This window comes from Mesotoga sp. H07.pep.5.3 (assembly GCF_002752615.1).
In the GTDB taxonomy this organism is placed as follows: Bacteria; Thermotogota; Thermotogae; order Petrotogales; family Kosmotogaceae; genus Mesotoga; species Mesotoga prima.
In genome coordinates this window covers 23,814-48,432 of the sequence record NZ_AYTV01000004.1, presented here as the reverse complement: position 1 = coordinate 48,432, position 24,619 = coordinate 23,814, and the positions used below count along the sequence as shown (strand labels likewise).

Annotated in this window: 22 protein-coding genes; 10 read left to right on the top strand and 12 right to left on the bottom strand. The window is 44.0% G+C overall.

Features of this window, described 5'->3' with window-relative positions; genetic code table 11:
* The first annotated feature begins 41 nt into the window (after positions 1 to 41).
* Positions 42 to 1,085, top strand: coding sequence for a helix-turn-helix domain-containing protein (locus tag V513_RS02405; RefSeq protein ID WP_180274805.1), 1,044 nt, complete (start codon positions 42 to 44; stop codon positions 1,083 to 1,085).
* Positions 1,086 to 1,130: 45 nt separating this feature from the next.
* On the top strand, positions 1,131 to 1,883 hold the full coding sequence (locus V513_RS02400) for a hypothetical protein (protein WP_099771544.1): 753 nt from the start codon (positions 1,131 to 1,133) through the stop codon (positions 1,881 to 1,883).
* A 32-nt stretch (positions 1,884 to 1,915) separates the two neighbouring features.
* Here the strand turns inward: V513_RS02400 and V513_RS02395 are convergent, their stop codons facing one another.
* Entirely contained in the window at positions 1,916 to 2,149 is a 234-nt protein-coding gene (locus V513_RS02395; RefSeq protein WP_257211896.1) for a four helix bundle protein, read from the bottom strand.
* Positions 2,150 to 2,417: 268 nt separating this feature from the next.
* Between V513_RS02395 and V513_RS02390 the strand changes: the two genes are divergently transcribed.
* Entirely contained in the window at positions 2,418 to 3,179 is a 762-nt protein-coding gene (locus tag V513_RS02390) for a DnaB-like helicase C-terminal domain-containing protein (RefSeq protein WP_180274804.1), read from the top strand.
* Positions 3,180 to 3,416: 237 nt separating this feature from the next.
* Here the strand turns inward: V513_RS02390 and nagA are convergent, their stop codons facing one another.
* From nagA to murQ, 10 genes are all read right to left on the bottom strand, one after another.
* Positions 3,417 to 4,523, bottom strand: coding sequence for an N-acetylglucosamine-6-phosphate deacetylase (gene nagA / locus V513_RS02385; protein ID WP_099771542.1), 1,107 nt, complete (start codon positions 4,521 to 4,523; stop codon positions 3,417 to 3,419).
* Positions 4,524 to 4,556: 33 nt separating this feature from the next.
* The gene (locus V513_RS02380; RefSeq protein ID WP_180274803.1) at positions 4,557 to 5,417 is read right to left on the bottom strand and encodes a MurR/RpiR family transcriptional regulator; all 861 of its coding nucleotides are present in this window, start codon (positions 5,415 to 5,417) and stop codon (positions 4,557 to 4,559) included.
* Between the two features lie 56 nt (positions 5,418 to 5,473).
* The gene (locus V513_RS02375) at positions 5,474 to 6,178 is read right to left on the bottom strand and encodes an N-acetylmannosamine-6-phosphate 2-epimerase (protein ID WP_257211895.1); all 705 of its coding nucleotides are present in this window, start codon (positions 6,176 to 6,178) and stop codon (positions 5,474 to 5,476) included.
* A 19-nt stretch (positions 6,179 to 6,197) separates the two neighbouring features.
* Complete coding sequence (locus V513_RS02370) at positions 6,198 to 6,914, bottom strand: sugar isomerase domain-containing protein (RefSeq protein WP_099771540.1); 717 nt, start codon at positions 6,912 to 6,914, stop codon at positions 6,198 to 6,200.
* Between the two features lie 2 nt (positions 6,915 to 6,916).
* Positions 6,917 to 7,918 (bottom strand): ROK family protein, encoded by a 1,002-nt coding sequence (locus V513_RS02365; protein WP_099771539.1) that lies wholly within the window; start codon positions 7,916 to 7,918, stop codon positions 6,917 to 6,919.
* A complete protein-coding gene (locus V513_RS02360) occupies positions 7,915 to 8,757 on the bottom strand; it encodes a carbohydrate ABC transporter permease (protein WP_099771538.1) in 843 nt (280 codons plus the stop codon). Before V513_RS02360 ends, V513_RS02365 begins: the two co-directional genes overlap by 4 nt.
* Positions 8,750 to 9,634, bottom strand: coding sequence for a carbohydrate ABC transporter permease (locus tag V513_RS02355; RefSeq protein WP_099771537.1), 885 nt, complete (start codon positions 9,632 to 9,634; stop codon positions 8,750 to 8,752). Before V513_RS02355 ends, V513_RS02360 begins: the two co-directional genes overlap by 8 nt.
* Positions 9,635 to 9,700: 66 nt before the next feature.
* Positions 9,701 to 11,014 (bottom strand): ABC transporter substrate-binding protein, encoded by a 1,314-nt coding sequence (locus V513_RS02350; protein ID WP_180274802.1) that lies wholly within the window; start codon positions 11,012 to 11,014, stop codon positions 9,701 to 9,703.
* Between the two features lie 46 nt (positions 11,015 to 11,060).
* The gene (locus V513_RS02345; protein WP_099771535.1) at positions 11,061 to 12,065 is read right to left on the bottom strand and encodes a Gfo/Idh/MocA family protein; all 1,005 of its coding nucleotides are present in this window, start codon (positions 12,063 to 12,065) and stop codon (positions 11,061 to 11,063) included.
* 650 nt (positions 12,066 to 12,715) lie between these two features.
* The gene (murQ, locus tag V513_RS02340; protein ID WP_257211894.1) at positions 12,716 to 13,627 is read right to left on the bottom strand and encodes an N-acetylmuramic acid 6-phosphate etherase; all 912 of its coding nucleotides are present in this window, start codon (positions 13,625 to 13,627) and stop codon (positions 12,716 to 12,718) included.
* A gap of 690 nt (positions 13,628 to 14,317) precedes the next feature.
* On the opposite strand from murQ, the gene V513_RS02335 reads away from it, so the two are divergent.
* The 3 genes from V513_RS02335 (at position 14,318) to V513_RS02325 (ending at position 16,803) form a co-directional block, all read left to right on the top strand.
* On the top strand, positions 14,318 to 14,743 hold the full coding sequence (locus V513_RS02335; RefSeq protein ID WP_099771533.1) for a hypothetical protein: 426 nt from the start codon (positions 14,318 to 14,320) through the stop codon (positions 14,741 to 14,743).
* Between the two features lie 699 nt (positions 14,744 to 15,442).
* Entirely contained in the window at positions 15,443 to 16,159 is a 717-nt protein-coding gene (locus V513_RS02330; RefSeq protein ID WP_099771633.1) for a GntR family transcriptional regulator, read from the top strand.
* Positions 16,156 to 16,803, top strand: a complete 648-nt coding sequence (locus V513_RS02325) for a BtpA/SgcQ family protein (protein ID WP_257211893.1) — start codon at positions 16,156 to 16,158, stop codon at positions 16,801 to 16,803. Before V513_RS02330 ends, V513_RS02325 begins: the two co-directional genes overlap by 4 nt.
* 942 nt (positions 16,804 to 17,745) lie before the next feature.
* Here V513_RS02325 and V513_RS02315 read toward each other — a convergent pair.
* The gene (locus tag V513_RS02315) at positions 17,746 to 19,119 is read right to left on the bottom strand and encodes a reverse transcriptase domain-containing protein (protein ID WP_099771531.1); all 1,374 of its coding nucleotides are present in this window, start codon (positions 19,117 to 19,119) and stop codon (positions 17,746 to 17,748) included.
* Positions 19,120 to 19,625: 506 nt separating this feature from the next.
* Between V513_RS02315 and V513_RS02310 the strand changes: the two genes are divergently transcribed.
* The 4 genes from V513_RS02310 to V513_RS02295 all read left to right on the top strand — a co-directional run bounded on the left by V513_RS02310 (position 19,626) and on the right by V513_RS02295 (position 24,393).
* Complete coding sequence (locus V513_RS02310; RefSeq protein WP_099771530.1) at positions 19,626 to 20,621, top strand: LacI family DNA-binding transcriptional regulator; 996 nt, start codon at positions 19,626 to 19,628, stop codon at positions 20,619 to 20,621.
* A gap of 37 nt (positions 20,622 to 20,658) precedes the next feature.
* Positions 20,659 to 21,855: a sugar ABC transporter substrate-binding protein gene (locus V513_RS02305; RefSeq protein WP_099771529.1), complete on the top strand. Its 1,197-nt coding sequence runs from the start codon at positions 20,659 to 20,661 to the stop codon at positions 21,853 to 21,855.
* A 95-nt stretch (positions 21,856 to 21,950) separates the two neighbouring features.
* Positions 21,951 to 23,504, top strand: coding sequence for an ABC transporter permease subunit (locus V513_RS02300; protein WP_099771528.1), 1,554 nt, complete (start codon positions 21,951 to 21,953; stop codon positions 23,502 to 23,504).
* Positions 23,494 to 24,393, top strand: coding sequence for a sugar ABC transporter permease (locus tag V513_RS02295; RefSeq protein ID WP_180274800.1), 900 nt, complete (start codon positions 23,494 to 23,496; stop codon positions 24,391 to 24,393). The genes V513_RS02300 and V513_RS02295 overlap by 11 nt, the downstream gene beginning before the upstream one ends.
* Positions 24,394 to 24,619: the final 226 nt, after the last annotated feature.

Below are 24,619 nucleotides of genomic sequence, written 5' to 3'. Positions count from 1 at the left end.
TTGGATCTCAGAACTTGCAACTGATTTCAAAGGAGGAAAACATGGAAGAATTCGCAAGAAGATTGAAGGAAAGAATGATAGACAAGAATATGACTGAAGCCGAGCTAGCTCAGAAGGCCGAGCTCTGGTCTTCGATTCTCACTTCGTACCTGAGGGGAGAAAGATTCCCGGGATACTACACCTTGCTAAGGATAGCGGAGGCGTTAAACGTCTCAATCGACTTTCTTCTCGGTTTGAGGGACGAGCCCGAGCTCCATCCCGTTGTCGATAAAGGCTCTTCCGCGAAAAAGAAGTCAAGAGAAGAAGACCTCATAAGGATCACAAACAAGTACATAGGAAACATGAGGTTAAAAGAGGCTAGAGCCTTCTATTTGGAACTCATGAAAGGCGAGAAAAAGCTCTCGGGATATGCGTTGTATGACGCGGCAAGACTGACGGCCTTTTTTGGAGAAAGGGAGAAGGCATTGGAGATGCTGAAAAAATTCTGCGAGAAAAACCCGGATGAAACCTGTGGCTTTTGCTCCATGGCCGACATAGAGAGATCTATGGGAAGACTCCAAGAAGCCTCGGGAGATTACAAATGGGTTCTGAAAATTGACCCGAAGCATTTCTGGGCGACTCTCTGGTTGGGAGAGATGGCATTCAACGAAGAAAAGCTAACCGAGGCCTACTTCTGGTACGACAAACTCACTAGGGATCATCCTCTAGACCCGACTGGATACTTCCAGTTGAGCAAGGTCCTCTCAAAGATGGAGAGGCCTTCTGCAAGCAGGCAGAACTTCCTCGCCGGAGTTATGCTGAACTTCTCCATGGAGATGCCTAAAGTAGCCGACGTAACGACGAAGGTGATATATGGCAACCTTGGGGATTCCTCCAAGACAGAGGATCTGATCGAAGCCGTCGAGTTAATACGAAAGAACGCCGACAGGCTAGAAGCCGAAAGGAAGAATGGACACCACGAAGGAATCTCCTTTGGAGAGATTCTCCATAGGCATAGAGAATCTCTCTCGTCTTCAAATAATCTGACGGACGAAGACTCATTAAATGATGAATTCGAAGAAGAGAGCACTGAGGCTCGGCTCTGATCTAAGTGATATTCGAGACTAGAAAGGATAAGAGAGGTGAAGAACATGATGATGATTATGAGACTGAATGAAATAAGAAGGCACCAGTTTCTAGAAGAAACGGAAAAGGCGAAGGAGCTTTATCTAAAGACGATTACGGAAATAGGATTGAAAGAAGATCCGAACTGGGAACTCGAAGAAGAGCCGCTGGACGAGTTCAAGTATGACTGCGAATACCTGGTGCTCGGCAGGATAGCCGAAGATTTCGATGATCTCCATATAGCGAAAAGGCTCTTCGAGGAGTGCTACAGGAGATGGCCCGATGATATGAGAAGCGTGAAGGATCTCGCAAGAGTATACAGGAAGCTTAACCTTCCGAACAAGAGCGAGATGATGTACAGGCTCGCTCTCTCATATGATAACGACGACCGCAACACTTTAAGGGAGATGAGCGAGCTCTACCTCGAACTGAACAGACCGCTTGACGCCCTTGCATGGCTTCAGAGAGCGCTGCTTCTCGATCCTTTCGAGGCGGAGAATTACCTTCTCGTCGCCAAAGCGCTGAAGAAGATAGACAAGGTCGAAGAGAGCATTAAGATGTTTCGCGCTGCGGCCATTCTGGATGTCCGGCGCTATGAAGCGACCCTGAGAGGAAAGATAACAGAGGCTTACGCTGAAGAGATCGGAGATGCTGAGGAGCTGAACGATATCTACGAAGTGAATGAAGAGATCATGGAATGGACGAAGAAATCTATGAAGTATTTCCACAGCAGGAAAGGAGCGAAAGAACAGCAAAATGCCAGGAGATCGGGTGAATGATGAAGGGCGTTAGGGAAAGAAAGCACGCTTAGCTAGGAAACGCTGGATAGAGCAAAGAGCCGCTGAACGCTGGAAGAGCGATCCTCCGATTTTTGAAGAGACTTAGAGAGTTTCCAGAGCATACGGTTAATCAGTTTGGCACTCTCTTCGATAGTCTCGAGAGTTTCTTTGTTGATATAGCCGAATTCGAACGAAAGTTCCAGCTGGGAAACTGTCTCGTTAAGAAAACCCGCTTTTCGCTGATGGCTATTCACTGCGAAGAGCATTCGTACTTCATCGCTTAATAGTAAGTATCAGTTCGGCAACAAGATCAGAATCAGATTCTGACCAGAACCTTTGTCAGAATGACGAAAAGTAAGAAATATAAGGATCCCTGACTTGCCTCATTCTGTCATCCCGTGATGGCTCTGCACGGGATCATGTTCTTCTTGTTGCCTTGCTCTTCCAAGCGATCAGCGTCTCCTGGCAAGCGACCAGCGGATCTTTGAACGGCGAACCGTTGACCGACAACTATATCTAATGGAGGTGAATGAAATGTCTGAATACAGATGGCCGATAGAGAAACTAAACGATATTCTTCAACCTATGAGAGAAACGGACCTTATCGTCATAGGTTCGAGGCCCTCTCAGGGAAAGACTACACTGATGCTGAACATGGCATATGAATTCACGAGAAAAGGAATGAGAACTGCCTATGCAACCGTAGACAGAAGCAGGGACAATCTAGAAGAAAGGCTTCTCCAAAGGCATCGTTATTCGGAGGATTTACTGAAGGACGGAGAAGACGAATATTTTGCAATGCGCTCCCGATACAGAGAGAAGTTAAGAAGCATACCCCTCTTCTTCTTAGACCTTAGGGAGTGGGGTGAGACTATTGACAAGGTCGCATATGCGATCGACGATCTGAAATGCTTTTTCAGATACGATATCTGCTTTGTCGACTACCTTCAGCTCATTCGTGAGAGAGAAGGCGAACTCAAGTGGTTCAAGGAGTTGGCAACGTTTCTCCAAATGCCGATAGTTATTGCAAGCCAGCTAAAGAGAACGGTAATGAACAATCCAGGCAATCTTCCTCAAGAGAAGGACTTCCATGACGGTGAAGAGATAACCGCCTGTGCTGACACGATAATCATGCTTCATCACGAGCGTTCCTACGACGACAATGCTCCGAAAGAAGAGCTGCGGGTAATCGTTTCCAGAGACAGAGGAAAGCTCGTGAACCGAGAAACAGTCCTTCACTTCGACTGGGAAAGGGCGATGCTGATGGAAGAAGAGCAAGAATCAATACCTAGGTAGCTGGCTCTTCAGCGATTATCGGTTTTTCCGGGAGAAAAGAAACGGACAACGATGTTTTCAACTAACAACTTGCAACACAGAACATGCAACTGTTCCACTCACACACCCTAACGGCAGGAAGGAGGAAGCAACCTTCCTGCTGTCATTAGAACATAGGATCTAAATCATCACCTATCTAGAATCACAGATATCACACTTTCAAGAAGATGTTACTCTAGAATCGTAGTAAATAGGTCTTCATCTTCTCTTGAAGACAGTATGCCCGTTTAGAACTGTTTCTTTCACGTCAAGTTTCTTGTCGAGAAGTACAAAGTCAGCAAGGTATCCAGAAGAAATTCTTCCTCTATCGTCTATTCCAAGATTCTTTAATGCGTTAAATGACGATACAGTAGCTAGTTCTTTCAAAGAGCACTTGGTCCATTCTTGGAAATTCCTTACACCTTGACTGAATTTTAGAGTGCTCCCAGCAATAGTACCGTCTTTCAAAGTAGCTTTTCCATTTATAACACTGACTTCAAGCCCGCCAAGATCATACTTTCCATCTTCAAGGCCGGTTGCGTCAATCGAATCAGTAATAAGTATAATCTTCGAAGGGCCTTTCAGTTTGTAGACTAGCTTCACGAAGTCAGGGGAAGAATGGATACCGTCTGAGATCATCTCCAACATCATATCCAGAAGCAAACCGGCACCAACGCAACCAATCTCTCTATGGTGTAGAGTGTTCATGCCGTTTGGGAAATGCGTCATTCTATTAATCCCCAGACCGAAAGCTCTATTCATATCCTCGAATTCTGCATCTGTGTGGCCCAAAGAAACAACAACACCATTCTTCTTTAGGGTTGGTAGAGCTTCTTCAAATCCTTCAATTTCCGGTGCCATAGTTATCAACAACGCGTATTCCAGTGAAAGACTATTTAGTTCCTTAGTCGTTGCTGGTCTGATTCTAGAAGGGTTTTGTGAGCCCTTCTTTGCAGGATTTATATATGGCCCCTCTAGGTGAATTCCTGACACAGAAGTCAAAGGATTTTTCTCAATGTAATTTGAGACAACTTCATGCACTTTGTTCATTTCGCCAGCATAAGCAGAGACAGTTGTTGGGAGGAAATACGTTATTCCCTCTTTATGAAGCTCTTTTTCCCACCTGTGAAGATCCTCATAGTCCATGGTCATAGAGTTCACTCCAAAAGCACCATGGGTATGAACATCCACAAATCCGGGCATCAGAATACAAGTGAAATCTCCGCTCACACGTTCAATTTTGGTTATTCTTTCATCTTCAGTCTGCAAATCTGCGACATATTCTCCATCAACGGGATCTACAATTAGTACTTGTTTGAACACCATCAAAATCACTCCTTTTGTCAAATCGCGTCCTATCTAGTAAATCCACTTTGCAACAGCCTCGGCGGTTTTATCGATGTTTCTCTTACCTATTTCACCGAGACTTATCAAGAGCGATTCAACCAATGCTTCTATTACGAAATGCTGAGCAATTCTTGAACGCAATGTGCCGCTCTCGAAAGGAGTAGTTCTAGTCGGGGTAAGAAGAAGAATATCCGAAATTACTCCAAGTGGGGAACGTTCGTAGCCAGTAATAGTTATAAGTTTCGCGCCACTTTTCTTTGCTAACTTAGAAATATCAACAACTTCAAGAGTGCTTCCACTCTGAGACATTGCTATTGCGACATCTCTATTATTAAGTTGAGAAGCAATCATTACTTGTATATGGGGATCTTCGGCAAACATTGATCGAAGACCAAGTCTCATAAGTCTATACTGCAGCTCTCTACAGCTGTTTCCAGAGGCACCTACTCCGATCACAAGAATCTCTCTAGCTCCTGAAATTCTCATAACAGATTCTCTTATTGCTTCCGTGGAGAAAGCTCTGGAGCACTCTTTGATTACTTGAACGATGTTTGACGAGATACCTTCCTTGATGGCCTCAAGTTTGTCGGTTGAAAGATTATCATTTGTTCCGTTCGCCTCCTCGGGCCTTGCATAAAAGGCAAGAGCTATCTTGAATGGATGAAATCCGGAAAAGCCAATCTTCTGACAGAATCTCACCAGAGTGCCCTCACTTGTATTGGAGGCGTCTGATAGCTCAGTAATAGACATGAAGATGATTTTGTTATAATTGCTAAGAACATAATCAGCTACCTTGCGCTCGGCTTTCGTGAAGTGTTCTTTCATTTCTTCAATTTTGAATAGAACACTAATTCCATCGTTCAGTTTGATCACTCCCATATCTGGAAATGGATATTATTCTGGATACGCCTTTCATGTGGAGACATTTTTTAACCAAATGATTTGAATTCTCTTATTATATTATTAACAAATCTCTCAGTGATTATTTGGGGTCTTGTAATTGCGCTTCCAACGGTCACAGTATGAGCACCTGCTTTTAAAGCATTAACAACTTGATCTGGAGTCCAAAAATTGCCTTCCGCATTAACTGGTACATTGAACTCTTTTACTAAATATTCTACCAATTCTAAGTCGGGTTTGTCTCTATGATTCGTGTCTGCCGTGTATCCTGAAAGGGTCGTAGCCAATATGTCTGGTTCAAGATCAATGATTTGCCTTGCGTCGTCGAGAGAAGCAATATCAGCCATTATCGCAATTTGCGGATAGTTTGATCTGATTCGATCAAAAATGCTTTTGAGGGATTCTGGTCTTCTTCGGTCAGTGCAATCAAGTGCAACTATCTCTGCACCGGCTTCAATGACTCTTGAAGCGTCTTCATAGGTCGGTGTTATGAAGACAGGATAACCCTCAATATGTCTTTTGTTTAAACCAATAATTGGTAGATTGACTAGCGCTTTTATTGCCATAATGTCCGAAAAACCATTTGCCCTAATCGCAGATGCTCCTCCTTCGGCAACAGCTTTCGCTATCTGAATTATAGCTTCGGTTCCAAAGAGAGGTTCGCCCTCAAGAGCCTGGCAAGACACAATAAGCTTTCTATATAGTGACAAAATCATGCTTTTCTTTTCAGACATAGTGCTACTCCTTTCTGAATCACATTATTGTTCCCAATCTACTTTTGTATGTCTTCCACAACTCCAAATTTCTTTCATCTGTGTTATCAAGGTTTTGACTAACAATTATCGGAACCTGAAACCCCTTTGATTCGCAGTATTCAGCTGCGCAAATCAGTATCATGTTTAGTATTATTGATCCAACAATCGTTGATGTAGCACCCATTTTCTCACCTGTTCCTGGTATTTCGACAGTGGCATCTCCTTTTACCCCGTGGTTGTCTATTACATAATCCGCTACCTGATAAAGGTTCTTTCCCGAAGGGTGTCTTGAAGACACTTTTCTAGAATGATTTAGAGAAGTGATTGCTACAACCTTCAGCCCCTTATCTTTGGCGAACAAGGCAACTTCTATCGGAGAAGGATTCCTTCCTGAGTTTGAAATTACAATTATTACTTCATCTTTCTGAAGATCATAGAGACCAACGAGAGCGTCTCCAAAACCGGGAACTCTCTCAGCGAATCCTATTGTAGGATCATATATTCTATTAATACACGCAAGTCCACCCGCTCTCTGATGAACGTCTCTAGCAATAAGATCAGAGTGACCAGAGCCGAACACATGAACAATGTTTCCCTTGATTATGCTTTCTCCAACAAGCTTTCCCACTTTGTCAATGGTCTCGACTTCACTCTGCACAACCTCATCAATTATCCTCTTCACATTGCACAAGTACTTTTCTGTTAAATCCGTCATTTCTATCCTCCTATTCTGGGTATGGGACCTACCTGAACCAAAGCAGCTGCTCCAACTAAACACATGTCATCAGGAAATTTGCTTGATGATATTTTTACTCCTCTTAGAGCGGCCGGGGAACTGTGTTTTCTAGCAACATCAATAGTCTCTTCAAGAAAACATCTTGCCGAAGCCATTAGTCCTCCTCCAATAACGACCAACTGAGGGTTCAGAAGTGTAATTAATGATCCAATTTCTGTTCCTAGACTCTTTGTCATCACTTTGATTGTTTCTTTAGCGACGCGGTCATTTTTCAAGCAAGCTTCAAATATTGACTTGGCGTTGATCTCTGACGAATCTCTATGCATCCTCGTCAAGATCGTCTGATTCCCAGCTTCAATTAGCTCTTTTGCAGTTTGAACTATTCCACTTCCTGATGCGTACCTCTCAATGCAGCCTATTCCTCCGCAGTTGCATTTCCTTCCGTCTGGATATAGACTCATATGCCCTATCAGGCCTGCCAGACCATTTGATCCGACAAAAAGCTTTGAATTGGAAAAAAACGCTCCTCCAATTCCTGTGCCCAAGGTTATTACTACAAAATCAGTTGCTTCTTTTGCAATTCCGTAGTTTTTCTCTCCCCACGCAGCGCAGAATGCGTCGTTCTCGACTTGTACTTCTATACCGAAGTAATCGTAGAAATGTTCCTTGAGGGATGTACCTATCCATCCTGGTAACGTATCAGTGGCGTAGATAACCTTTCCTTCTATTGGATCGACTTGACCTGCAACGGATACGCCCAGCTTGTCTATTGCTACGTCAATCGAACGAGCCCTTTCTATTAATTCACCAACCATTTTTGTCATAGTATGAAGCACACTGTCTCTTCCAAAACTTGCTTCTGTAGGTTTTCTGGTTGAAAACAGTATTTTTCCCTTGGAGTTTATCAACGCACCAACTATCTTTGTTCCACCCATGTCAAGTGCAACGACAACCCTATCTTCTTGAAAGTGAGCAGCGTTCATTTGACTGCTCCAAAGGTCATTCCAGCCACCAGATTCTTCTGAACAATAAAGCCGAATAGTATAAGCGGTAACATGATCACTGTAGCTGCAGCGCAGAGTTCTCCCCACCTTGTACCAGTAAACTGAATGAAAGATGTGACTGCTACTGGAAGTGTCTTTGCTCTATCCCCAGTTAGAGTTACAGCAAAGAAGAACTCATTCCAAGAAGTAATCATGCAAAGAATGGAAGTTGCAGCAAGTCCAGATTTTGTAAGCGGTAGTATGATGGAGAAAAATGCCCTAAATCTTGAACACCCATCTACCATAGCGGCTTCATCTAGTTCCTTAGGGATTTCATCGAAGAAGAGTTTCATGATCCATACCACAAAGGGTAGGTTGAAAATCAGATAGACTATCATCAGACCCACTTTGCTATCGTAAAGTCCCAGCTGCCTGTAAAGCAAGAAAAATGGCAGTATTATGAGGGTAGGAGGCGCAATTCTTGTGCTAAGAATGAAGAAAGACAAACCCTCCCCTCTTTTGGATTTCATTCTGCTAAAAGCATATGCCGCAGGTGTTCCTAGAACGAGAGCAAGAAGAGTGCTAGAAGCTCCGACAATTACGCTATTCATTATATATCTCATAAACGGCTGTTTTGTAAATATACTTACGTAATTCTCGAAAGTGGGTTTGAATAGCCATTTAGGGGGCATTGAAAAAGCCTCTGCCTCGGTTTTTAGAGAGGTAAGCACTGTCCAAACCACTGGAAAGAGAAAGTAGCTGAGGATTATCACAATCAACGCATAGAAGAACACCCACCATACAGTTTGTTTAAGTGACTTTGCCCGGCTGCTATACAATGTCTGACCCACCTTTCTTAAGAGACTTAATAAGAAGAGACACAGTGAATGACATTAGAACAGTAAGTATTACTGCATAGCTCGATGCTCTGCCTATGTGAAAGAACTTGAATGCCGTCTGGTAAATAAAGAAATTCATGGTTTCTGTGCTCCTTCCTGGTCCGCCATTTGTCATGATGAAAACCAAATCGAACATTTTCACCGAGTCAATGATTCTCAATGTGAATACGACAGTTAGAACAGGTTTCATGAAAGGTAGTGTAAGGTATCTGAAAGACTGCAGACGGCTTGCCCCATCAATTCTTGCCGCTTCGAAAGGTTCTTGTGGGATGTTTTCCAAGCCAGCTAGACATACCAGGAAGCAAAAAGATGTCCACTGCCATATATCAGTAGCGATCAGCGAAAGCAAGGCAGTTGTTTGATCACCCAGCCACGCATGTTTTGAGACTCCCAAGAAGGAAAGGAAATAGTTAACCATTCCTGCGTCATAATCATAAAGTATCCTCCACACAAGTCCGACTGCCACTGGGGACAGAATCATCGGTACTATCATTAATGAACGAACTATTCCTTTCCCTCTGAAATCTCGATTCATTAACAAAGCAATTAGCATTCCCAATATTAGTTCGATGCTCACTCCAAATACAGTGAAATACGCGGTTCGTTTAAGAGCATTCCAGAAATTCGAGTCGGTGAAAGCATTTACGTAATTTCCAAGGCCAGTAAAATTTATTCTATCTGGTTTAAGCAGATTGTAATTATAGAGACTCAAGGTAATTGAGCGAATAAGAGGATAGATGCTTATTGCCAAAAGGACTAAGACTGCAGGAAGCACATACCACAAAATGCTTTTTGATCTTTTCTTCCTATTCTCCACAATGCATTCTCCTAATCTAAGATGAGAAAGTGCGGGCTCATGAGAGTGAGCCCGCAGTAACAGCCACTAGTTATTGTAATAACCTGCTTCTTTCATTATTTTATAAACAGCTTCATTGGCTTCATCTAGAGCCTGTTTGACGGTAATTTTTCCTGCAATTGCTTCAGCTATAAACGCAGTAATAGTATCAGTAATCTCTGAAGTCTCGGGAAGTTTGGGTACATATTGAAGGTTTCCATTAGCAACAGATTCAAAATGTGCGTCCATAAATATGTTGTATTTTTCTTTGTAAATTTCGCTGGACCAAGCTGCTTTCGAAGTAACCGTGGGTATCGGTTCGATTTCGAGAGATTTAAGTTGTGTCTGCTTGCTCGTTGCCCATGCGATGAACTCAAAAGCAGCTTCTTTATTCTTTGAGAATTTTGAGACAAAAAGCGAATGTAATGAAAGGTTTATTCCGTACTTTTCTTCAGCGGGAATGACCGCATAACCGACTTTTCCAGCGATTTTCGATTTTTCGGGATCCTCAGCATACCCCGCGTTTACACTGGCATCGATTGTGAAAGCTGCATTACCCTGTTCGAAAGAAATCCTGTTCTCTTCCCAACCATAGTTCGGAGCACCTGGAGGACAGAACTTTCTCACAAGATTAACGTAAAATTCAGTTCCCGCAACTGCTTCAGGGCTGTTTATGACTGGCTGCATATTTTCGTCGAAATACTCTCCACCAAAAGCTACTAAAAACCCACTCCATGTCCACGTCATGTGAATTCCTCGTTTTGCTCTGAGAGTTATTCCATACAAGTCAATCTTTCCATCATTGTCTGTATCAAGGGTCAGTGCTTCTGCCGCCTTGGTGATTTCTTCCATCGTTGTTGGTACTGCCACTCCATATTCTTCGAAAAGGTCCTTTCTGTACATCAAGAATGTACTATCAGAATAAAGGGGTAGACCGAACAGCTCACCGTTAACAATCATGCTATCTACAAGCACCGGAGAAAAGTCCGAGAGATCTACATACTTGTTCAGAGACGCATCAGCAACATATTTGTCTAGCGGCTCAATGTATCCTGCAGTTGCATAACCATACCCAGCGAATAACCAATCATTGTGAATGATATCGTACTCGCTGCTTTGTGCAACAAAATTCAGCAAAGCTTTGTTTGGAAGGTATTCGTACGGTACCTCTTCCAAAATTACTTTTGCCCCTGTCTCCTCTTCAAATTCATGAGCCAAACGAATAAGAGCTGTAGTTGTTGGATGAGGTTCCATCATGCATTTAATTGTGATGCCTTCGTATTTCTTAGCTGCTTGAGCGGTGCTAGTAAGAACTAACAGAAGAACCAATGCAACTACTAATCTTACAACAGTCTTTTTCATTTTTCCTCTCCTTTCGTCAGTTTTTTGGCCGATATTTACTCCGAATCTACAGAGTAATAACGGTTTCATTTTGTATGGATTTTATTATCGCCAAAGCTAACTTAACAGAATCAACTGCTTCTGATGGGGTGATGCCAAAGTCTTCACCATAGACAATTGAGTTTACAAACCCGGAAAGCTCTTCGCGCAGATTTCCTGCAATTTGCCCGTCAAACTCTGGCCAATGAGTTAGATCTGGGAAGACAAGGCCCTCAGAATCAGAGCAAATCCACACTCCTTGATCAGCACAGTCAACAGATCCGTACCCTTTTGTTCCAATTACATGCATCTTTGCATCTATGTGTGTAGGGAAATTCTTCGGCAAAGCCCAGTTGTACTGCAAGCATCCTATGGAACCATCCTCGAATTTTACCGAAGCAAATATTGCATCTTCTATCCCAAGTGATTTGTTCGCTATAGAAACACTTTCAGCGTAAACTCTGATTGGCTTCTTGTTCATCATCCACAGTACCAAGTCGATATCGTGTACAGCGACGTGAAGTGTAAGATTTCCTTGTCTTCCATATCTAGCCGGTCCGTCAGAAATTGGACTATTCCTTCTAGTGTAAATGGAGGTTAATTGTCCGAGTTCTCCCGAATCAATAGTATTTTTAAGCATACGATATCTTGAATCAAAACGTAGAAGGTGCCCTACAGCAAGTTTCACATTGTTTTTGGAAGCTTCTTCGACAATGAGTTCGGCCTCATCCTCGACAGTAGCAATTGGTTTTTCCAAAAGTATGTGTTTCTTTGCCTTTGCAGCTGCTACTGCAGGAACCAGATGTTCTGCATCTGACACGCAGATGCTTACGGCGTCGATCTCTTCAGAACTTAGCATTTCATTGTAGTTGTTAAACACCTTGATTCCAAGTTTCTTAGCAACATCTGAAGCTGCACTAAGGTTTTTGTCCGTTACTCCTACGAGTTTACAATTTGGAAGTCGTCTGAATATATTCGCATGCATTTTTCCCATAAATCCAGTACCAATGACGCCAATACGCAAGTCATTCACAGATAACACCTCCGAAATAAAGCTTACCTTGATCTGTTGCAGAGACTATTATAGGTCTATTTGGAGATTATCTCCAAATCCAGCTTGTGGCGATCTCGATCGTCCAAGACTGATTCAGGTTGATTATAGCTGTTTAACTCTTCGGGATAACTTGAGAAGAAGATGTTTAAAAGAGTGATATTGGGTCAATTCTGGAGAGAATCTTCATAATTGGCTGTGTTGTTATTTTTTATTTGTTTTATTGAAGCATTTTGATGGAGTCGAACAAGCCTTTTACTGAACGGATGTCTTTACGTCCTGCTTTTTCAATAATTGGTATATCTTCTAGGTATACAGTCTTTATGAATTCATTGATTCCTATGAAAATTCTCGAGAGCAAAATACTTCGCTTTCTCCACTTTCGCTTTCCAAAACAAAGACCATTGCACATTTAGTTGAAGAAGAGTTGTGAGACAAGTTAGGTACTGCATATCCTGTTCTAAAGATAGATTATATTGTTATGCCAAATTAAGATTTGAAGATGTTCAGTCAATTCCCTATTTTGATGAGAAGCAACAGCGGACGGTTGCTAATACTTTGCTGCACGTAAGTCAGATCAGATTTTCGCTCTAGTCAGACATCTGAATGAGAAGATCTGATCATAGTCATTACTACTGACTAAACCCATTACTCTCAAGTATTCGAGATAGAATTCCATTGTTCCTTTGAAGCTTGTTCTTGGCTTCCTCTTTGCCAATGCCATCAAGAATCATCAATATTGCTACCTTAGTGTCCCGCCCTGAAAGCTCGTATACCTTTCTTGCTTCTTCATGAAATACGCCGGTTGCCAACTCAACTATTCTGATTGAACGGTTCACAAGCTTTTCGTTTGAAGCTACAAGATCAACCATAAGATTCTTGAAGACCTTACCCATTTCAATCATGGTCACTGTGCTGATCATGTTAACAACCATCTTCTGAGCGGTCCCAGCTTTCATTCTCGTGGAGCCAACAATAACCTCAGGTCCAGTTTCAACTTCTATGCTTACGTTTACCACTTTTCTGGCGGCTGCCATCTTAACGTTAGATATACAAACAGTTTTAGCTCCGATCTTTGAAGCACATTCAAGTGCAGCAATTACATAAGGTGTTCGCCCACTAGCTGTAATTCCGATTACTGTGTCTTTGTCGCTAATTTCCAAAGAAAGAATATCACTACACCCTTTCTCCCTGCTGTCTTCCGCACCTTCGACAGAAGAAGTGAAAGCTTCCCTTCCACCTGCAATTTGCGCAACGAAGGCGTCTTTCTCGCCGAAAGTTGGATGGACTTCTGATGCATCGATTACGCCGATTCTTCCACTTGTTCCGGCTCCCACGTAGATTACCCGGCCTCCTCTTCTGAGACTGCTCACTGTGAATTCAATCACCCGAGAAATAGTGGGGATTTCTTCTTCAATCAGATGAGCAATCTTCTTATCTTCATAGTTAATAATTCTCAGCTTCTCTTCAGTGGTTACGATGTCTATTGTCTCTGTAAGTCTATTCACACTTTCAGTCGGGAGATCTTCAAGATTATCTTTCACAAAATGCCACTCCCTCATTCATGTAATCAGGTGTTCTATTTCCTTATTCCAATAATGAATGTGTACTTTTTAATCCATATAGCCCACTCATCAGAAGAACGTTGTACATACAAACATCAAAAGACTAGCAACTAGAGCTTCTTAAACTACTCCTTTTGATTAGAAGCTGCAAATTTCAAATCAGTACTCATTTCTGTCGATAGATTATTCTGATCATCATTTAATAGTCTGCGTTTATAGATAATGTCCAGTGCAGAAGTAACCGTCACCAATAACATTGAAATTCTACCAAATGAGAACTAGGTTTTCAGCTGCTAGAAGGTATGTTATTCCACATCAGGGTATTCATGTATTTGTTTATTTGTATTATATGTGGAGAAACCTTGTTTTGTTCTAAAGACATGATGGAAACTTCTTTCCCATTCTAATTGTTGATTACAGACTATGGACTTAAGTTAGAAGCATTATGAATACTTCCTCTAGAATTGGGTATGATAGAGATCGCCGGGAAACGTTTTTAGTATAGAACGGCGCTTCTGTCAGAATGAGTGTCTTGGATGTGTCAACAGCAATGGACCGGTTTCGATCAGTTAGTATAGAATCCGCAACAACTTTGTATGCGGTTTCCGCGATTCTGATAGCAGAAAGTTCATGCTCGTGCGATAGTATTGTCTGATCGGAGGTGATTGTATGAACATCTGGTATGTTATAGGTGGAGTGGCTCTGGCGGTAGCTGTTGGCGCGGTACTTCTATTCACCAGCCATGTTGTTACAGAGAGACCTCAACTTCCCGATGTGTATGTAATGAAAATGGACCGACACGTACCTGGAGTAGATATTTCTATTGAAGCTGGAAGGGTTATCACCGTTTCGATAACTAACAACCTCGAAGAGTCAATAACTGCCATATTCTATGAAGAGATAAGATCGTCAACAGGAGAAAGCTCACATGTAGTAATCGAAGGTGAGCCTGAGATAGAAGTTCTTCCAGGCCAGACAAGACAGGTTCTCATCACTCCAGACGAAACCTTCAAAGAGTTCTATCTGCCATACGACATAATTGTCAAGGGCGTCAAGTACGAATGCAATGCCACCATTTCAATGTTCCAGGAGTAGGTCGTTCTTAATCCCTTCCTTCGTAACTCCATTTTTTACATTCAGTTAACCTTTGCCTCTTTTTTTGCTAGGAGATAGTTCTTCATTCCAAAGAACCGCTGTACGCTTAGGAGCAAAAACTCGCTGATCGCTGTGAAAAACAGTTCCATGTTGTCTGTTCCAAGTTCCAAGTAATGAGAATGACAGTGCCTCTGAGTACCAGCAATTCGGTGTTCGCTGCAGGCTACTAAGATCCGCTAGCAAGAACACGCTATTCGCTGCACGCTGAGGGATAGAGATCCCTCTCGTGTCTCGTATCATGGTCAGATACGAGATTACCTAGCAAAGAGCCAATCAAGGACCTTCTCGTTTTGGTATCAATAGCTCTCCTGTTGTTCGAACTCGGAGAACTGAGAACCGTTGACGGACAACTTTCATTTCTTTCAACCTGCAACTCAGAATATGCAACTGTTCCACTCACACACTCCAACGGCAGGAAGGAAGAGAGATCCTTCCTGCACTTTTCACCTGTCAACAAACAATGAATCTTCAAAATACGGTGGTATGCTTCCGAAGTCCACTCACAAGAATGTATTGAGAATGATTGTCTATATGTCCCATGAAAACTTAATTCCAGTAAAAGCTTTGGTTCATACGAGAAGTGTAGAATTCAGGTGGTATAGACATATAGATATCTATACGCGAATGCGAGGTGTCGGTATGATACCTATCTATCTTGAGATCAGAAGCTACATGATTAAGCAGATCGAAAACGGATTTCTCGTTCCCGGCGACAGGATACCATCCGAACGAGAGTTGGTTGATCTGTTCAAGGTAAGCCGCATGACCGTAAGACATGCGATAGATCAACTTGTAAACGACGGAGTTCTCGTGAGAATGGTTGGCAAGGGCACTTACGTGAGCAGCGAAAGACTGGCCACTCAGCTGAATGTTCTCAACAGCTTTTCAGAAGATATTATTGCTACGGGACATAAACCCTCTGCAAAACTCTTGAGTGTCGAAAGGATTCAGATTAGCGACACGATTAGCAATCTCCTTTCAATTGACTGTGGTCACGACGTTATCAAGGTAGAGAGACTTAGGCTCGTAGACGACCTTGAAATGGCGCTGACCACGTCTTTTTTCCCAGTTTCGAGAGCTCTTCCAATCGAAGAGATCGACTTCAACGCAACTTCGATTTACGGGCAGATCGAATCCCTGGGTTTAAGAATAGAGAAGGCTTCAGAAACTGTCAGTGCCGAAGCCGCCGACAAGAGAATTGCCGGTTTCCTGAGGGTTAAGGAGAACGCCCCACTCCTCAAAATTGTGAGACTCACCTTTATCTCAAACAACGTTCCAATTGAATACATGGAGGGCCATTTCAGGCCGGACAGGTACGTTATATCCCAAGAACTCTATAGACAGGAAGTGAGATGATGAAGATGTTTGAAGAGATGTTTGGAAAGAAGCTCCCGATAATCGGTGTAGTTCATCTGCAGCCGCTGCCGGGAGCGCCAAGATATGAAGGTATGTCGATGAAAGAGATCACCAGAGCTGCCATTGAGGAAGCAAAAGCTATGAGTGAGAATGGCGTGGACGGGTTAATTGTGGAGAATTTCCGGGACATGATGTTCAAGAAGAGGGTAGGTCCTGAGACCGTCGCATCCATGACTTACGTTGCTTCCGAGATCGTCAAGAGTGTCTCAGTACCGATAGGACTTTGTGTTCTTCAATCCGATGCGATTTCAGCTCTTGCGATCGCAAAGGCCGTCGGGGGGAAGTTTATCAGGGTGCCGTACTACACAGAAACGTACATCGTGGACGCGGGAATGATGGAGAGTATCGCAGCAGATGCCCTTAGGTTCAGAAAGATGATCGAAGCGCGAGACGTGAAGATCTTTGCCGACGTTCATATCAAGCATGGGTATTCGCTTTCGAGAAGGCCGATTGAAGAATCTGCCGAAGACGCATATGAGCGCGGGCTTGCCGACGCAGTAATAGTGACGGGTAAGAAGACCGGAGGAAAGACGAAGCCGGAAGACGTCTTTTCGGGACAGACTCCATTATTTACAGTCCGGTAACGTAGTTCTCTTTAAATTGGATCAGTTTTCCGTCCTCGGTTCTGCGAGAAGATCCCGTATGGACCTTCGGGATTGCCTCCATTTTTGACATTACTGTGATGCTTAGGGCAGTTGTAAGTTCAGCAATTTCAAATGGTAGAATTCTGTTGTTGGTTTTCTTTCTTTTTTCTTCTGGGGAATCTGCTCGACTAAGCGAGTCGATTTTTTTCGTATGAATGGAGTATCGATTGTCTTTGTTGGTATCCCAGGGGAGGTAATGAAGCAGACTTTCAAGCAGACTTTCAGGGACTCCATTATTTACATTCGAAGTCCTTCAGGGACAGACTCCATTATTTACATTCGTGTAATGTTGTTCTTTATTCAACTAGAACTCGTTTGCTGTTCGCGGTTCTCCGACAAAAACGACGAAGCTGGGGCTAAACTGTCAGAGAAAGGATGAATAGGTGAGGATACAGAGAGAATCACCAATGGGAGCTTTGCTATAATTTGAAGTGAAGCTTGACGTGATGCAAAAATGGGTACAGACATTAGAAGACTTGTCAGTCCCCATTTTTGCTTACATTTCTGTTTATTAACTGGAATCCGGCAGGCTGGAGAGAGTTTCTTGGTATGTCAGATGAGATGAGGATGGTTTTGAGAAGAATACTGCAAACACTTTTCTGGAAAGTAGTTGTTTGCGCGGGAGATTGCTATCGTTATTGAAAAGGAGCTTGAAGCTCCACTTTCCTGCAAGCGTAGACGAAGGCAGTGAAAGGAACACAAAGTTTCAATCGAGAATTTGGTAGTTAATGCAGTTGCGAACCATATCATTTTATTCCGCCTAATATGGAGAACGAACAATGAAGAACTAGAGACTCAAGGAATACGGATTTCTCTGATCTGCTTGAAGGAAACCTTTAGGCATTCCTTTTCAGTTCTGGCAAGCACACCTAAATCTATACTTCATAGCTCATAGTTATAGTAGACAGTCTTAGGGTTTGCAACGCTTTCTATGCCCTGGTTTTCTATTCCTTTCTTATATGCATTTCTAATTCGAAGAAAACTTGGAATCTTTGCGAATCCCTTCCTTCCAGCCACAGACTTGATTTCACACTTGCGGATGAATGTCTGAAAATCGACTGGATATGGGAATACTTTTGAGACAAGTATACCTTCGTCCTCGAAATTCTTCTCTCTCTTGTGCAATGCATTTACGAAAGCATTCGCCATCCATCTATCAAGTTCTTTCAATTGCTCTATGTTATCTACTAGCGGAAAATAACTCATTAAACCTCTGAACCTGAGTCGACCGGAATGTCCGAGCTGATATCTACGTAAAGCCAATTCTGTTGCATCACCATACAGGTACCTACGAACTTGAAGTACTGAGCTGATAAAAGCCTTGTCATATTCACCTAAAACTGTTGAGACCTTCACAGCTTTCAAGGGCTGAATCAGATTGGAATAGATCAAATAGCTAATTTGCCTTTTTATCTTGTCTACGACATTATAACTAAACGATATGCTATTACTTGAAATATTGTGTCCTAGAAAGCTCACCGTTTTCTTTTTCCCTACAACTTCATTTGCTACACTGTTGCATATAATACTTATTCCTGGTGACTTATTAGCGTTTATTTGTACACCGGAATCCTTTGAGAAATCATAAAGAACGTTCACAGCATTGCAGACTTTTGTGAAATCTTTTGACCATACTATAAGGTCATCAGCATATCGTGCAAATCTGACACCTATTTCTTCCAGTTGTCTATCAAGACTCCAACATGAAACATTCGCTAGGAAAAGGGAAATCGATGTTCCTTGTGGAATGCCCTTTCCAGAACGATTACTAATGAAGGCATCGATAACGTGTTTCTCGACCTCGCTTACATTAAAGGCGCCATCATCCAGCTGCACAAAAAGATAGTCGTGAAGAATCGAATCAAAAAAGGAGCTAAAGTCATATTCAGCAACGAAGACGCGTCTTTCATTCGATAAGTAGGAATATAAATCTTGAATTGCAAAGTGCGCATTTCTGTCATTTCTGTATGCATAAGAGTATGAACTAAATCTCTGCCTATTCTTTCTAATTAGTTTTCGGTAAATCAAAGTTGAAACAGCTGCATCAGGAAGCTGATAGCTCATTACTACCCTAAAAGTTCCATTGCTTTTGGGGATATGTTTGAGAAAAGGAGCTTCTGGTTCATACGTACCTCGAACGAGTTTTCGAGAAATCGAGTGCGCAATTTGCTTCAAATGTTTTATCACATAGAACGGATTGTACCTTCCGCTGTTACTCCATTCTTCTGGTTCTTTAACCTCTTTGACAGACGACATCCCATTTCTTATTCTTCGAGCACAATTGAGGACCTTCAGGGACAGACTCCATTATTTACATTCTCGTAATATGCTTCTTCATTCAATCAGAACAGGTCCGACGTCAACGGTTCTCCATTTTCCGGAGCTGGCAGGATACTGAATCATACACTCTCATGACGAGAAGATTGTGAGCCCGTGACTCCGCAATGAGCTCATAAAGGATTTCAATTTATCTTCTAGTTTTGCTTCTTCTAAGACGACTCCGCGCTCAAGCTTAAGATTGCTCTGAGGAATATTGTTTTTTGTACTGGGAGCGCTCACATTTCAGCGCTGCAATCCAGACTGTTGTTAATTGCTGTTAGTAATTAGTGACAAGATAGATTCCTATGAATGTGTGTACATGCCATTAACCGAGATTGCTCTTACTCAATAGCAAGATTTGACTCCTGTTTGCTAATTATGATATAGTATTGTGAGCCCTCACATTATTCAAAACGTGTCTTTTTTGGCAGAGGAGTAGGATTATGAAGCCAATAACGATAGAAGATGTTGCCAGACTCAGCGGAGTATCGCGAGGAACAGTATCAAGGGTAATCAACGGAAGCCAGAATGTTAATAGGGAAACTAGAAAGAGAGTCCTTGAAGTGATAGAGAAGCTCGGTTACCGCCCAAACCAGAACGCGCGGAGAACGGCCGGTGGAAGATCCTCCACAGTTGGCATAGTGATCCCAATGATCGGTACGGAGTTCTATGAAAGACTCATTAAGAGCATGGAAGGGAAGCTCAGAGCGCAGTTGTACTCCATGATGCTGTTCCCGGTTCTCAAAAGGGACTGGGTCTCGAAAGTCATGTTGCATGACGTCCCGAGTTCAGACGCGGCCGGAATATTTCTTTGCTCGTTCGATATCGAGCATCTCTTTGCATCTTTCCGTAAACCATTCGAAGGTCCAACGGTCCTTGTTGACAGCTACTCACCGCTGTACGACTCTATATATATCGACAACGAGCTCGGAGGATACCTTGCAGGAAGGAAGTTCTCGCAGCTAGAAGGGAGCATACACGTTATAATGATGCAAGAATCTATAGATTCGGCCTTCTGGCCCGTCTTCAACTCAAGATTGAAAGGCTTTCAAAAAGCGCTCCTCGAAAGCGGGAAAGAGCTTGCGCAAAAAAACCTTCACGCCTACGATTTCAGCTGGAGCGCTGGAGCTCTTGCAGCGCGCGACATCTTCGACAACGACAGACCCCCCTTCAACATCTTCGCCATGAGCGATCTTTACGCATTTGGAGTTATGCGGGAGGCCCAACTCAGAGGTCTTCGTGTGGGTCGGGATGTGAAGCTGGTCGGTTACGACGATCAATCGGTCGCCAGAGATTGGGGCATCACCACAGTAAGGCAACCGATAGAGCAGATGGGAGAGAAAGCCGTAGATATGATGCTCGAGCGGCTCAAGAGACCTGCAAAGGAAGTCGAGAGTGTCTGCTTGAAGCCTGAAATGGTGGAACGTGAATCCGCATGAGCCTGGAGAAGTTCCAGGCTATAGAAAGGAGGAGAATATGAAAAGAAAGGTTCTGATCGTTCTAACGGTTTCGATGTTATTTCTGGGTTCGGTGATAACTGCCACTGTCGATGGACAGCTGATAATCTGGGCAGATGACACAAGAACTCCGATCTTCAAGGAACTCGCCGAGGACTACACTGAAATGACCGGAATAGTCGTGACGGTCTACGAAATGACCATGGATGCGATTACCGAACAGGTTGTCACGGCCTCTCCCGCGGGCGAGGGCCCCGATCTGATCGTCGGGGCTCACGATTGGATAGGAAGACTCGTCCGCAACGGTACCATCGCCGCTATCGACCTTCCTGAAGATCTTCTCTTGCAGTTCGACCCCGTGACTATCGATGCCATGTCCTTCGAAGGAAAGCTTTACGGTGTCCCTTACAGCAGAGAGGGGGTCGCCCTGCTGTACAACAAAGATCTCGTTCCTGAGCCTCCTCAGACCTGGGATGAATTGATTGCTATCACTAGAGAGATTACCAACCCCGCTATCGGGCAGTACGGATTTATCGTCGAACTCCCCTTCCCTTATAACAGCTTCGCGGTGCTTTCGGCCCTTGGAGGATATATATTTGGGCAGAGTCCGGAGGGAACACTATTGATGGACGATATCGGTCTTGACTCCGTTGGCATGATTCTGGGAGCGACTCTTATAGACTGGTTGATCGAGGAGGGTCTCATGCCTGGAGAGATACCCTGGGAGACTATGACGGGACTTCTCTCCGAAGGAAAGGCGGGAATGGTAATCACGGGACCCTGGAGTATCCCCATCGCAGAAAGCGGAGGAGTAAACGTTGGAGTTGCGCCCATACCGACAATTTGCGGGCAACGGCCGCGGCCTTTCGTAGGCGTGTCAGGCATCATGGTCAACGCGTACTCCCCCAACAAGGCAATTATACAGGACTTCATCGAGAACCAGTATGCAACCAAAGAGTCGATGTTGAAGATATTTGAAATGGACCCGAGACCGTCGGCGTTCATACCGGCTTTTGAAGCGACCAGGGACGATCCCGTCATGAATGCCTTCGCAGAATCGATCTCTTTCGGCATGCCGATTCCAAACGTCCCGGAGATGAACACGGTCTGGTCTGTCTGGACGGATGCAATGACTTTGATTTGCAACCAGACGCTTTCTCCCCATGAAGCTCTGAGGCAGGCTACAAAAGTGCTCGAAGATACCTTTTCCAACTGACGAATGCAAGTAGATCTGTATCCCCCGGCAGTGGATGCAGAAAGTGTGATCAATAGAAGAGAGATCTGAGATGAATATTCCGGGGGATACAGTTTATGGAGGAAGTAGTGGAGAGACGTTTTCTGGGATTTCTTATCAAAATAACGATGATGTCACTGTTCAACGCGCTCGCCATTTTTGCGTGCACATCTTTCGTGATCTCGGGCGATCTGTACCTTTCGCTAACTGGAGTCGTGTTGCTGGTGGTAGTAAATGCAGTTGTCTTTACAAAGAAGAGCTACCCTTTGAGATACCTCCTGCCTGGACTCTTTTTCTTGACGGCTATGGTCGTTCTTCCGATCCTTTACAACGTGTATCTCTCCTTCACCAACTACTCTACTGGCCACGTCATAGGGAAAGATGACGCGATAAATCTCTTTCTCAACCGTGAATACCTGCGGCCCGATGCCGAAAAATACAGTTTCAAGGCATACGGGAACGATTCGGACATTATGCTTCTCTTGCTGAAATCTGATGAAGAACTTCTTGTGGATATGAATGGAGAGATTCGTGATCCCGGCGAATTCGATATAGTTGATAACGATCTGGACGGAACGCCCGACAGGATTGGTCAGTGGAATATTATGGAGGGGCCAAAGATCGCCACAAACGTATCTCTGTTGCAGAAATTAAGAATCCCATACGGCAACGGTTGGCTGAGGCTAAGTACCCTGCGCGAGTTCAGACAGTACGAACATCAGTACGCTTACGACGAGGCTACCGACACACTGACCGATCTAAAAACCGGGAAGACTTACAGATCCGAAAAGGCACGATTCATCTCGAGCGACGGAGAAGCTCTGGATCCAGGCTGGACGGAATTTGTGGGTCTTCAAAACTATCTGAGAATAATAAACACCGAAAAATACAGGAAGCCCTTCTTCGGGGTCTTCATCTGGACCATCGAATGGTCGCTTTTGACGGTTCTTATCAGCTTTGTCATCGGCCTGTTTCTGGCCATGATGCTGAACGACAGCAAACTAAGGTTTAGAAAACTCTACAGATCCCTTCTGATCGTTCCGTACGCGATGCCATCTTTCATCTCTCTGCTGGTCTGGCGGTACGGTTTTTATAGCAGCGAGTTCGGCTTTTTCAACAGGATGCTCAAAAATCTTGCTGGAATATCCATACCCTGGCTGGACTCGGTCTTCTGGGCGAGATTCTCGGTGTTGCTTACCAACATCTGGCTCACATTTCCTTACATGATGCTGGTTTCGTTAGGAGCTTTACAGGCGATTTCACCACATCTTCTTGAAGCGGCGAAGATCGATGGTGCTGGGAGCTGGCAGAAGTTCAGGAAGGTGACCTTTCCACTGGTGATCGTGACGCTGGCTCCGCTTCTTATAGGTTCATTCGCGACGACTTTCAACAATTTCACGGTGATCTGGCTGCTCACCGAAGGCCATCCGGTTATGGGAATCGGAGATGTCGCTGGCGCGACCGATATCCTTATCTCTTATGCCTACAAACTGGCCTTCTCAGGAAGAGAGGGAAGCGAAATGGCGCTCTCGGCCGCGGTATCTGTGGTGATCTTCGCGATCGTGGTTACTATATCGATCATTAGCTTTAGAAGAACCAGAGTGCTCGAGGATGTTGCCAATGAGATATAAAAGGAACGCTAGATATGTTATCGGCAGGATAATGCGACACGGGGCGATCTGGGTTGCTATCGTGTTTGCAGTCTTTCCGGCGCTTTTCATAATAGGCACCTCTTTCAATCCGGCCAATTCGATCAACTCGACGGGTATATTCCCGGCCAAACCGACCCTCGACAATTACACAAGTCTTCTCTTCGGCGCCAACAGGGTATTCACGATGTGGATGTGGAACACCTTGAAAATCTGTTTCGTGACCTCGTCTATAAGCGTATTTCTGTGCGCGCTGGGGGCGTACGCCTTTTCCCGGTTCAGCTTTCGCGGAAGGAGAGCTGGATTGTTGATGATTCTCCTGGTTCAAATGTTTCCACAAACACTTGGGATGACGGCGATCTTCCTGATTATGGCGTGGTTCAGCAAGAACTTTCCGCTAATCGGTCTCAACACTCACGCAGGGCTAATTTTCGTCTATCTGGGAGGAGCGATAGGCTTCAACACGTGGCTCATGAAGGGATATTTCGACAGTATTCCACGCTCTCTGGAAGAGGCGGCCTTTGTCGACGGAGCCACACCCTTCAGAACGTTTCTCAGTATTGTGCTGCCACTGGCCAAGCCCATTCTCGTTGTCGTCTTCATTATTCAATTCATCGCCACTTATTCCGAATACATGATCGCGAGTACCCTGCTCAAGGGTGACAACATGTACACCCTGGCAGTGGGATTACGTCTGTTCGTCGGTCAGCATTACGACGACAGGTGGGGACCCTTCGCCGCGGCCGGAGTCCTCGGCTCGCTGGTTATAGTGGCGATCTTCTATTCGTTGCAGGGTCAAATCGTCTCCGGCTTGAGGGACCTTTGGGGACAGACTCCATTATTTACATTGGGACCTTTGTGGGACCTTTAGGGACAGACTCTATTATTTACATTGCCGTAACAGCGTTCTTCATTCATTTAGAACAGGTCCGCAGTCACCGGTTCTCCGTCCTCCGACAAAAACGACGAAGCCGGGTCTAAACTGTCAGAGAAACGATGGATAGGTGAGGAATACAGAGAATCGGCAATGTGTTTTGCTATAATCTGAAGTGAAGCTTGATGTAAAAATGGTTAGAGACATTAGAAGACTTGTCCCC

Bases quoted from the DNA above. Each gene is read 5' to 3' on its own strand.
- V513_RS02330 (WP_099771633.1), top strand. From the start codon at position 15,443: ATGATACCTATCTATCTTGAGATCAGAAGCTACATGATTAAGCAGATC.
- V513_RS02300 (WP_099771528.1), top strand. From the start codon at position 21,951: ATGGAGGAAGTAGTGGAGAGACGTTTTCTGGGATTTCTTATCAAAATA.
- V513_RS02400 (WP_099771544.1), top strand. From the start codon at position 1,131: ATGATGATGATTATGAGACTGAATGAAATAAGAAGGCACCAGTTTCTA.
- V513_RS02390 (WP_180274804.1), top strand. From the start codon at position 2,418: ATGTCTGAATACAGATGGCCGATAGAGAAACTAAACGATATTCTTCAA.
- V513_RS02405 (WP_180274805.1), top strand. From the start codon at position 42: ATGGAAGAATTCGCAAGAAGATTGAAGGAAAGAATGATAGACAAGAAT.
- V513_RS02365 (WP_099771539.1), bottom strand. From the start codon at position 7,918: ATGAACGCTGCTCACTTTCAAGAAGATAGGGTTGTCGTTGCACTTGAC.
- nagA (WP_099771542.1), bottom strand. From the start codon at position 4,523: ATGGTGTTCAAACAAGTACTAATTGTAGATCCCGTTGATGGAGAATAT.
- V513_RS02305 (WP_099771529.1), top strand. From the start codon at position 20,659: ATGAAAAGAAAGGTTCTGATCGTTCTAACGGTTTCGATGTTATTTCTG.
- V513_RS02335 (WP_099771533.1), top strand. From the start codon at position 14,318: ATGAACATCTGGTATGTTATAGGTGGAGTGGCTCTGGCGGTAGCTGTT.
- V513_RS02325 (WP_257211893.1), top strand. From the start codon at position 16,156: ATGATGAAGATGTTTGAAGAGATGTTTGGAAAGAAGCTCCCGATAATC.
- V513_RS02350 (WP_180274802.1), bottom strand. From the start codon at position 11,014: ATGAAAAAGACTGTTGTAAGATTAGTAGTTGCATTGGTTCTTCTGTTA.
- V513_RS02315 (WP_099771531.1), bottom strand. From the start codon at position 19,119: ATGTCGTCTGTCAAAGAGGTTAAAGAACCAGAAGAATGGAGTAACAGC.
- V513_RS02295 (WP_180274800.1), top strand. From the start codon at position 23,494: ATGAGATATAAAAGGAACGCTAGATATGTTATCGGCAGGATAATGCGA.
- V513_RS02395 (WP_257211896.1), bottom strand. From the start codon at position 2,149: ATGCTCTTCGCAGTGAATAGCCATCAGCGAAAAGCGGGTTTTCTTAAC.
- V513_RS02310 (WP_099771530.1), top strand. From the start codon at position 19,626: ATGAAGCCAATAACGATAGAAGATGTTGCCAGACTCAGCGGAGTATCG.
- V513_RS02370 (WP_099771540.1), bottom strand. From the start codon at position 6,914: ATGACGGATTTAACAGAAAAGTACTTGTGCAATGTGAAGAGGATAATT.
- V513_RS02375 (WP_257211895.1), bottom strand. From the start codon at position 6,178: ATGTCTGAAAAGAAAAGCATGATTTTGTCACTATATAGAAAGCTTATT.